Origin of the sequence: Streptomyces sp. NPDC059456, assembly GCF_042750055.1 — a bacterium.
Lineage (GTDB): Bacteria > Actinomycetota > Actinomycetes > Streptomycetales > Streptomycetaceae > Streptomyces.
Genome location: NZ_JBHYVA010000311.1, coordinates 1 through 9,324, shown reverse-complemented (window position 1 = coordinate 9,324; position 9,324 = coordinate 1). Strand labels below are relative to the sequence as shown.

Below are 9,324 nucleotides of genomic sequence, written 5' to 3'. Positions count from 1 at the left end.
GGGGGGGGGGGGGGGGCCCGGGGGGGGGGGGGGGCCCCCCGCGGGGGGCCCCCCCCCGGGGGCGGCCCGCCCCCGGGCGGCCCCCCCCCCCCGGCCCGGGGGGGCGGGGCGCGGCCCGGGGCCCGGGGCACCGGCGGCGGCCGGACCGGCAGCGCGAGCCGCGGTCCGGGCCTGGCTCACGACAGCTCGTGGAAGAACAGCGGGGTGGCGGTCGGCAGCGTCGTGCCCTCCGCCAGCAGCCGCCCCTCCACGCCGGCCCACTCGGGCATCCGCGTGCCGAGGTCCACCGGCAGGCCCAGGTGCCCGGCGAGGAAGGCGGACCAGCCCGGCATCAGCGGCGCCGCGGTGACCGCGACCGCGGCCAGCAGCTCCACGTGCGCGGCGAGCCGGCCGGCGTACTCCTCGCGCGGCCCGGAGACCCGCAGCAGGGCGAGCTCCCGCAGATCGGCGTCGGCCCGCTCGATCACGGTGGCGAGCACGTCGGCGGCGCGCTGCGGGGAGAAGGCCTCCGCGCCGAGGGCGGCGGCGATCTGCCCGGGCAGCGCGGTGCGTTCGGCGGCGAGCGGGCCGTCCGCGGGCCCGGCGGCCGGCACGACGGAGTCGAAGTCCTGGGCGAGCAGGTCCAGTACGGTGTCGGTCCAGCGCTCCAGCCCGCCGGCGAGGACGGTGCTGAGGGTGTCGGCGAACTCCTTCATGGAGAAGTTGTTCTGCGCCCGCTCCGGGCCCGTCAGGCACAGGTGGAAGCGCAGCGCGTCCGCGTTGACCCGGCGCAGGAACTCACCGCCCCAGATGGCGTGTCCGCGGCTGGTGGAGAACTTCTCGCCCTCCAGCCGGTAGAACTCGTTGATGACGACCTGCGCGGGCAGCGTCAGCCCGCCCCGGGCGAGCAGCAGCGCCGGCCACAGCACGGCGTGCGAGAACGAGCAGTCGAAGCCGATGAAGTTGACGATCCGGGTCTCGGGGTCGGTCCACAGCCGCTCCCACTGCGAGCGGTCGCCGTTCGCCCCGGCGACGCGGGCGGTGCCCGCCGCGTAGCCCCAGATGCCGCTGAACCAGGTGTCGAGGATGTGCCCCTCCCAGCCGGGCAGCGGGACCGGGATGCCGTAGTCCGCCTCGCGGCTGATCGCGGTGTCGGGCAGGGCCCGCTCGAACAGGCCGTCCAGGTAGGAGATCAGCCGGGGCCGCCATTCGGCCTTGGCCTGCGCGTCGGCGTAGTACGCCCGGAGCCGCTCGCGCCAGCGCTCCAGCGGGAACACGATGCGGCGCAGGGTCGTGGTCCCGGGGGTGTTCCAGCAGGCGGTGCAGCGGGGGGCGGCGAGTCCGGCCGGGTCCTGGGGCAGGCCGCAGGCCTCGCAGTACACGCCGTCGGAGGGCTCGGCGCAGAACTGGCACTCGCCGCGCACCTCGGCCTCGTACAGGTACCGGTCGCAGGGCGCGCAGTGGAAGACGGGCAGCTCCTGCACCTCCAGGGCGCCGGACTCCCACAGTTCCAGGAAGAAGCGCTGGACGAACTCGGTGTGGGTGGAGTCGGTGAGCGGGCGGGTGAACCAGTCGTGGTGCATGGCACCCAGGGACAGGGTCTCCTCCATGCGGTCGCCGAAGAGCTTGGCGGTCGGGTACGCGGTGGAGCCGATCTCGGCGGCCCGGCGCGGTACGTAGCAGGAGTGCTCGTCGGAGTAGCCCACGTAGCGCACGTCGTGGCCGCGCTGGCGCAGGTGCCGGGTGAGGACGTCGGCGCCGAGGAAGGGGCCGGAGAGGTGGCCGAGGTGGAGGTCGCCGTTCGGGTTCGGCGGGGCGCTGGTGACGACGTAGGAGGTCATGACGCGTGGGTTCCTTCGGGGAGGATCAGGGCGGAGGAGTCGAGGGCCGCGGCGTCCGCCGGGGCGGCGGTGTCGAGCGGCGGCAGGGCGGCGGAGGCGGCTGCGACGACGCGGCTGCGCGGCGGCAGGTCGTCGAGGACGACCGAGTGGGCGCCGATCCGGGAGTCGGCGCCGATGGTGACCGGGCCGAGGACGCTGGCACCGGTGCCGATGACGACGCGGTCGCCGACGACGGGGTGCCGGCGGGATCCGGAGGGCCGGCGCAGGTCCTTCCACCAGCCGACGGAGCCGAGCGTGACCTGGTGGTAGAGCATCACGTCGTCGCCGATCCGGACGGTCTCGCCGATGACGACGGCCGTGCCGTGGTCGACGAAGAAGCGGCGGCCGATCCGCGCCCCGGGGTGGATCTCGATGCCGGAGACGGCGCGGGCCAGCAGGGACAGGGCGCGGGCGCAGACCCGGTGGCCGCGGCCCCACAGCCAGTGCGCCAGCCGGTAGGTCCACAGGGCGTGGATGTGCGGGTAGAGCAGGACCTCGGCCCGGGAGCCGGCCGCCGGGTCCTTGTCGAGGACGGTCTGCACGTCCTCGCGCAGCACCTCGCGCAGCGGCCGCCGGTCCTCGGCCGGCCCGTCGTGCGGCCCGTCGTGCGGCCCGGTGTTCCGCAGCCCCTCCCGGAGCGCGTCGTTCGGGCCGGTCTCACATGTGGTCATACGGCGCCTCCGGGCGGATCGGGCGGCCGGCGAGGAAGCGCTGCGGCCGGTACGGCTCCAGCAGTTCCTGGACGGCCTTGCCGGGGACGGCCCCGCCCTCGACGATCTCCTTGGCGGCGAGTTCGGCCACGGCGGGCGCCAGCTTGAAGCCGCCGCCGCTGAAGCCGAGGGCCAGGTACAGACCGTCGGGGCCGGCCGCGCCCACGACCGGGCGCTTGTCGGGGGTGTAGCCGTCGAGGCCGGAGCGGGTGCCGGCGAGCGGGGCGGTGGCGGCGGCCGGGACCCGGTCGGCGATCGCGGCGATCGCGGACTCCAGCTCGCTCTCGGTCAGCGGCTCCACGTCGCGGCCCAGTTCGGTGTCGGGCTTGCTGGGGACGCCGAAGTAGAAGCGGTCCAGGCCGTCGGGCCGGAAGTAGCTGCCGGTGGTGTCGTCGATGCAGGTCGGTACGGAGGCGGCCGATCCGCGCCGGCCTGCGCCGGGCAGTTCGGCCTGGGCCAGGCCGATCCGGCGCGCGGTGACGGGGATGTGGATGCCGAGGTACTCGGCGGGCGCCGAGCCCCAGGCTCCGCCGGCCAGGACCACCAGCGGGGCGTCGATGCGGCCGATGGAGGTGAGGACGCCGGTGACGGTGCCCGCCTTCTCCAGCACCTTCACCGCGCGGATGCCTTCGGAGGGGGAGACCCCGAGCCGGTAGGCGGCGGTGAGCAGCGCGTTGGAGGCGGCCATCGGGTCGGCGTAGCCGCCTTCGGGTTCGTACGCGGCGAGGCCGACGCCTTCGGTGCGCAGCCCGGGGTAGATCTCCTTCAGTTCGGCGGCGTCGATGACCTCGACGCGGCGGTATCCGGCGGCGTCCGCGGACGCGGCGGCGTTGTAGCGCAGGTCGTCGGCGTGGTTCTCGCCGACGATCATGACGAAGCCGGTGCGGCGGTAGCCGCAGCAGCCGCCGATGATGTCCGACCACTGCTCGAAGACGGGCAGGCTGCGGGCGGCGAGGCGGGTGTCGGCGACGGAGGTGTGGTGCAGGCGCAGGAGTCCGCCGGAGCGGGAGGTGGCGCCCTGGGCGTTGACCCGGCCCTGGTCGCACAGGACGATCCGGCCGATGCCGGCGAGGGCGAGCTGGTGCGCGATGGCCGCGCCGATCACTCCGCCGCCGACGACGATGGCGTCGGCGTGCGCGTGGACGATGGGGCTCATGCCGGGACCTGCCCGGGGTGTGCGGCGGTGCTCGGGGCGGCCGGGCTCGGGGCGGCCGGGCTCCCGGCGGGGTCCGCCGGGGCCGTCTGCGCCGCCGGGTCCGCCGGTGCCGCCGGTGCCGCCGGGTCCGTCGGGCGCTCGGCCGGTGCCGCCGCGGGGCCCGGGTCCGTGACGCCGAACGCGGCGGCCCACTTGGCGCGGTCCCGGGCGACGGCGTCGGAGCCGCCCCACCAGATGGTGACGAAGCGCAGCCGTACGTCGCCGTCGTTGGTCAGGTCGTGGTCCTGGAAGGGGGTGATGAACACGGTCTCGCCGGCGCGGACCCGGCGGGTCTCGTCGCCGATCCGCATGACCCCGCTGCCCTCGACGATGAAGAACATCTCGTTCTCGTCGTGGTCGTGCGGGGTGGAGGTGGCGCCGGGCGCCACGTCCACCCAGGCGCCGCCCCAGTTGGGCTCCTCGACGGCCTCGGGCCAGGGGAAGATCCGCCGGCCGCTGACGTTGTACGGCTCCTCGAAGACCATGTCGTCCTCGTGGGCGGTGAAGATGTGCATCGCGTACGGGTCCAATCAGGCGGCGACGGGCCGGCGCAGGCGGGCGCGCAGGTCGCGGTGGATGGTGTCGGCCTTGGCGGCCATCTGGCTGAAGGAGGTGGCGCTGCCGATGCCGTGCCGCCATTCGGTGAGCCCGTCGAGGTAGATCCCGACCTCGCAGTCGTCGGTGGTGAGGGCGCGGTAGGCGCGGGTGACCTCGGGCCGGCCCTGCGCGTCGAGGCGCAGGTGCGGGACGAACGCGGCGAGCTGGCGGGGGAGGGCGGCCTCGCGGTAGCCGGTGCAGACGATCACGACGTCGGCCTCGATCAGGCCGGCCCCGCCGGTGAACACCTCGGCGGTGCGCAGCAGCACGCGGCCGTCCGGGGCCCGGTCCAGGTCGGTGACCTCGGTCCGCTTGTGCATGTGCAGGCGCTGCCGGCCGGTGAACCGGTCCTGGTAGACGGCCTGGTAGAGGGCGGTGGAGACGTCGGGGTCGACGGCCGCGTAGTTGGTGGCGCGGGCCTGGTCCAGGGCGCGTTCGCGCTGGTCGCCTTCGAGTCCGTAGAAGTAGTCGGTCTCGTCGGGGAAGTACACCTCGTTGCTGAAGTGGCCGAGCTCGTACATCCGGAAGCCGGCGTGGCGCACCACCGAGTGGATCTCGGCGTCGGGGTGCTGCGCGGCCAGGTGCAGGACGATCTCGCCGGCGGTCTGCCCGGCTCCGATGACGGCGACGGAGCGCAGCGGCCGGTCGGCCAGGGCGGCCAGGCCGGGGAGCAGTTTCGAGGCGTGGAAGACCCGCTCGCCCAGGTGCGGGCGGAAGAGCTCCGGTACGTAGGCCTCGTGGCCGGTGGCGAGGGCGATGTTGCGGCCCTCCACGGTGTGCAGGGAGCCGTCGCGGGTGTCCCGGGACAGAACGCGGGCGGTGCGGACGCGGCCGTCGGAGCCGGCGACGGGTTCGACGCTCAGCACCTCGCGGTGGTAGTCGACGGCGCCGCGGACCTGTCCGGCGGCCCACTGCACGTAGTCCGACCACTCCAGGCGGCTGACGTAGCCGCCCATCAGCGTGAACGGGTAGAAGCGGCCGCTCTGCCGGAGGTAGTGGGGGAAGGTGAAGCGGGAGCGGGCGTCGCGCGGGGTGGCGAAGTCGCGCAGGAAGTGGTGCTGGATGTCGGTGCCGGGCAGGACCAGGTTGGGCTGCCAGGCGGAGTCGGCGGCCTTCTCCAGGTAGCGGGCGGCGAGCGGAGCCGTGCCGGAGGCGTCGTCGTGGTCCTCGACGGCGGCGGCGAGCGCGATCCCCGAGGGGCCGAAGCCGGCCACCACCAGGTCCTGGACGGTGGTGTCGTACGTGGTCACCGGGCACCGCCGGCGGGCAGGCCGAGCGCGGCCAGGGCGGCCGTCAGGGACTCGTGGATGATCCGTCCGGCCTGGTCGATCTCGCGGGCCGAGCAGTTCAGCGGCGGCAGCATGCGCACGACGCAGTCGTCGCGGCCGCCCAGTTCGATGATCAGGCCGCGGCTGACGGCCTCCCACTGGACCCGCTTGGCGAGGGCGTCGGCGGGCAGCCCGGTCTCCGGGTCGGTCAGCTCGACGCCGGTCATCAGGCCGAGGCCGCGTACGTCGGCCACGTACGGGGTGACCTCGCGCAAGCCCTGGAGGTGGACCATCAGCTGGTCGGCGCGGGCCCGGACGTTCTCCAGGACGCGTTCGCGCTTGACGACCTTCATGGTGGCGACGCCGGCGGCGAAGGCGGGCTGGTTGCCGCGGAACGTGCCGGAGTGGGCGCCGGGCTTCCACACGTCGAGCTTCTCGTCGTAGAGGATCACGGAGGCGGGCAGGCCCATGCCGGACAGGGCCTTGGAGGCGCACACGACGTCGGGCTCGATGCCGTACTGCTCGAAGGCGAACCAGGTGCCGGTGCGGCCGCAGCCGCTCTGCACCTCGTCGACGATGAGCGGGATGCCGAGCCGCCGGGTGACCTCGCGGATCCGCTGGACGAACTCGACCTCGGCCGGGATGACCCCGCCCTCGCCCTGCACCAGCTCCATGATCACGGCGGCGGGCAGGGTGATCCCGCCGTTGACGTCGGTCAGCGCCTTCTCCAGGAACGCCGCGCAGTTGACCTGGCAGTTGTCCCGCTTGAGGCCGAGGGGGCAGTTGTGGCAGTTGGAGTACGGGAAGAAGTGCACGCCCGGCATCCGGCCGCGGACCGGCTCCTTCTGCTCGACGAGCCCGGTGACGCTCAGCGCGGCCAGGGTCGCGCCGTGGAACCCGCCCTGGAAGGTGATGATCTCCTCGCGGCCGGTGGCGGTCTTGCACAGCTTGAGGGCGGCGTCGACGGCGTTGGCGCCGGTCGGCCCGCAGAAGTGGATCCGGGTGCGCTCGCGCATCGGCTCCGGCAGCATCCCGATGGTCAGGTCGGTGAACTCGTCCTTGACCGGGGTGGGGAAGTCCAGCCCGTGCACGAACTCGTCGAGCTGGCGGTGGGCGGCGGCGAGCGGTTCGGGGTGGTTGTGGCCCAGGGAGAGCACGCCGGCGCCGCTGAGGAAGTCGAGGAAGACGTTCCCGTCGAGGTCCTCGACGTACGAGCCGCGGCCGCGGCGGATCGCCATCGGCAGTTTGCGCGGGTAGGAGCGGGAGTTGGACTCGCGGCCGGCCTGCCGGTCCAGCAGCTCGGCGCTGAGCGGCCCGGGCAGCGGGCCGTTGATCACGGGGGTGGTGTAGGCGCGCGGGGCCGAGACCGGGGTGTCGATCGTGGCGGTCATGGGAAGCGGGGACCTTTCCGGTCAGGCGGCGGCGAGTACGGCGCTGCGGTCGGCGGCGGTGGTGGCGGCGCCCGTCAGGCGGGCGGTCAGGGCGTCGGTGAGGGTCGCGGCGCGCAGCGACAGGAGGCTGAAGGAGCCCGCGTCGCCGATGCCGTGGCTGGACTCGCACAGGCCGTTCAGGAAGAGCGGCGGGGTCCCGTCGGCGACCGGTTCGAGCGCGTAGTCGGCGGACACCCGGAGGCGGCCGTCCGGCTCGCTGGCGAAGAGCTTCGCGAGCGGTGCCATCAGCGGCGGGCACAGCTCCTCGTGCGGGCCGGGGCCCATGTTGCGGAAGCCGGTGGCGAGGACCGCGAAGTCGACGACCTCGCTGATCCGCTCGCCGGTGGTGCGCTCGACGAAGTCCAGGGCGATCCGGTCCCCCGTCTCGGGGGCGACGCCCACGGCTTCGTGGTTGCCGCGGACGAACACCTTCTGGTCGCCGTCGAGCTCCTGCTCGTAGATCGTCATGTAGAGGTCGCGCAGCACGTCGCCGTCGGCGGAGGAGTAGTTCGTGCCGTGCATGTACGCGTCCAGGGCCTTCTTGCCCTCGCGGGACGCCCGGAAGTAGTAGTCGGTGAACTCGGGGAAGTAGCCCTCCTCGCTGAACGGGCTGGTGTCCTTCAGCCGCAGCGAGTGCGAGCGCGTGTACGTGGTGACCTTGGTCCGCGGGAAGCGGCGGTGCAGGTCGAGGGCGAGTTCGACGGCGCTCTGGCTGCCGCCGATGACCGCCACCGACTCGGGGTCGCGGCCCGCGCCGGCCAGCTCCGCCAGCTTCGGCAGGTACTGGGTCAGGTGGAAGATCCGAGGGGTGCGCAGCGTGTCGTACGGGGCCGGGACGTACGGGGTGCGGCCCGGGCCCATCACGAGCGTGCGGCCCAGGTAGCGGCTGCCCGACATGGTGGTGACCTCGTAGACGCGCTCGCCGTGCTCCTCGACGATCTCGACGCGGGCCGCCCGCTGGTTGCAGTCGACCAGGTGCGAGAAGAAGCCGGCGGCCCAGCGGATGTAGCCCGCGTACTCCTTGCGGAGCGGGAACTCCGAGGGGAGGTTCAGGTGGCGCAGCAGCCGGCCCTGCTCGTGCAGGTAGTTCAGGAAGGTGTAGCGGCTGCGCGGGTTGCGCAGGGTCACCAGGTCGCGGCTGGGGTGGTTCTGGATGTCGGAGCCGTCCAGCAGCATCCCGGGCTGCCACTCGGGGCTCGGGCGGGCCTCCAGGAAGCGGGCCGTCAGCGGCGACTCGCGCTCCTCCAGGGCGATGGCGAGGGCCAGGTTCGCCGGCCCGAAGCCGATGCCGAGGATGTCGTGGACGGGAGTCGTGCTCGCACTCATCGGGTGGTCTTCCTTGCCTTGACAGTGGTGAGGGTGGGATTTCCGTCGAAGTCGATGTGCAGGCCGGTGATCCGGCCGGCGGCGTGGACCCGCTGGTCGGTGCGGTACCAGAGCGGGATCAGCGCCAGGTCCGCCATCGCGGCGCGGTCCGCGCGGCGCCAGGCGTCGGCGCGCTCGGCCGGGTCCGTCGAGGCCCGGGCGCGCGCCAGCAGGGCGTCGAACTCCGGGTTCACGTACCGGCCTTCGTTGTCGCCGTGGGCCGTGCCCTCGGCGTCGGGCGCCGTGCACGAGGAGTGCAGCAGCGGGAAGAGCACGTTGTCCGGCGTCGGGTAGTCACAGGCCCAGCCGGCCCGGCAGAAACCGGCCGCCGCGATCGAGGTCCGGTGCTCGACCAGCCCGCGGGCGTCGGTCCGCAGCAGCTCGATCCGCCAGCCCAGGACCTCCTCCAGGCCGCGGGCCAGCGCCCTGACCCAGTCGTCGTGCCCGGCACCGGTGTTGTACGCGAACTCGACGCGGCTGCCGGGCCCCAGGCCCGCCCGCAGGGCCGCCGCACGCGCCCGCTGCGGGTCGTACCCCGACCAGCCGCCGTCCGGATCCGCGGCCGCCTCCGCGAGCGGGGTGTGGGCCTTGCCGAACCAGGGGGACAGCAGGGAGTGGGCCGCGCTGCGCCGCCCCTGGAAGTACGTGTCGATCAGCGCCTGCCGGTCGATGGCCGCGGACCGGGCCCGGCGGGCGTCCAGCGAGTCCATCGGCGCCCGGTGGCAGAACGGGATCAGGTAGAAGAGGCCGGCGCCCTCCTGCTCCAGGAAGCCGTCGAGGGCGGGCGCCCCCGCGGGGCCCGCGCGGGGGGTCCGGGCGGTGTGGTGGGCGCCCGCCCGGTCGCGCGCGGTCGCGGCGGGCAAGCGCGCGCCCCCGACGCGGGTGTGGGTGGGTGACACA

Annotated in this window: 8 protein-coding genes; all 8 read right to left on the bottom strand. The window is 74.2% G+C overall.

From position 1 onward, the window contains the following. Positions 1–176 precede the first annotated feature (176 nt). The gene (locus tag ACFXA3_RS24640) at positions 177–1,820 is read right to left on the bottom strand and encodes a methionine--tRNA ligase (protein ID WP_385190199.1); all 1,644 of its coding nucleotides are present in this window, start codon (positions 1,818–1,820) and stop codon (positions 177–179) included. Beyond that, on the bottom strand, positions 1,817–2,530 hold the full coding sequence (epsC, locus tag ACFXA3_RS24635; RefSeq protein ID WP_385190197.1) for a serine O-acetyltransferase EpsC: 714 nt from the start codon (positions 2,528–2,530) through the stop codon (positions 1,817–1,819). Before epsC ends, ACFXA3_RS24640 begins: the two co-directional genes overlap by 4 nt. After that, the gene (locus ACFXA3_RS24630; protein ID WP_385190195.1) at positions 2,517–3,725 is read right to left on the bottom strand and encodes an NAD(P)/FAD-dependent oxidoreductase; all 1,209 of its coding nucleotides are present in this window, start codon (positions 3,723–3,725) and stop codon (positions 2,517–2,519) included. The genes epsC and ACFXA3_RS24630 overlap by 14 nt, the downstream gene beginning before the upstream one ends. Continuing rightward, complete coding sequence (locus ACFXA3_RS24625) at positions 3,722–4,279, bottom strand: cupin domain-containing protein (RefSeq protein ID WP_385190193.1); 558 nt, start codon at positions 4,277–4,279, stop codon at positions 3,722–3,724. Before ACFXA3_RS24625 ends, ACFXA3_RS24630 begins: the two co-directional genes overlap by 4 nt. A 15-nt stretch (positions 4,280–4,294) precedes the next feature. Continuing rightward, positions 4,295–5,611 carry a SidA/IucD/PvdA family monooxygenase gene (locus ACFXA3_RS24620; protein ID WP_385190191.1) on the bottom strand — a complete coding sequence of 439 codons (1,317 nt, stop codon included), beginning with the start codon at positions 5,609–5,611 and terminating at the stop codon, positions 4,295–4,297. Beyond that, on the bottom strand, positions 5,608–7,020 hold the full coding sequence (locus ACFXA3_RS24615; RefSeq protein ID WP_385190189.1) for a diaminobutyrate--2-oxoglutarate transaminase family protein: 1,413 nt from the start codon (positions 7,018–7,020) through the stop codon (positions 5,608–5,610). Before ACFXA3_RS24615 ends, ACFXA3_RS24620 begins: the two co-directional genes overlap by 4 nt. Positions 7,021–7,041: 21 nt before the next feature. Next, the gene (locus tag ACFXA3_RS24610; protein WP_385190186.1) at positions 7,042–8,385 is read right to left on the bottom strand and encodes a lysine N(6)-hydroxylase/L-ornithine N(5)-oxygenase family protein; all 1,344 of its coding nucleotides are present in this window, start codon (positions 8,383–8,385) and stop codon (positions 7,042–7,044) included. Continuing rightward, positions 8,382–9,324: ABC transporter substrate-binding protein (locus ACFXA3_RS24605; RefSeq protein WP_385190184.1), on the bottom strand; the 943-nt coding region annotated here is incomplete at its 5' end. The genes ACFXA3_RS24610 and ACFXA3_RS24605, both read right to left, overlap by 4 nt.

Bases quoted from the DNA above. Each gene is read 5' to 3' on its own strand.
- ACFXA3_RS24640 (WP_385190199.1), bottom strand. From the start codon at position 1,820: ATGACCTCCTACGTCGTCACCAGCGCCCCGCCGAACCCGAACGGCGAC.
- ACFXA3_RS24615 (WP_385190189.1), bottom strand. From the start codon at position 7,020: ATGACCGCCACGATCGACACCCCGGTCTCGGCCCCGCGCGCCTACACC.
- ACFXA3_RS24630 (WP_385190195.1), bottom strand. From the start codon at position 3,725: ATGAGCCCCATCGTCCACGCGCACGCCGACGCCATCGTCGTCGGCGGC.
- epsC (WP_385190197.1), bottom strand. From the start codon at position 2,530: ATGACCACATGTGAGACCGGCCCGAACGACGCGCTCCGGGAGGGGCTG.
- ACFXA3_RS24610 (WP_385190186.1), bottom strand. From the start codon at position 8,385: ATGAGTGCGAGCACGACTCCCGTCCACGACATCCTCGGCATCGGCTTC.
- ACFXA3_RS24625 (WP_385190193.1), bottom strand. From the start codon at position 4,279: ATGCACATCTTCACCGCCCACGAGGACGACATGGTCTTCGAGGAGCCG.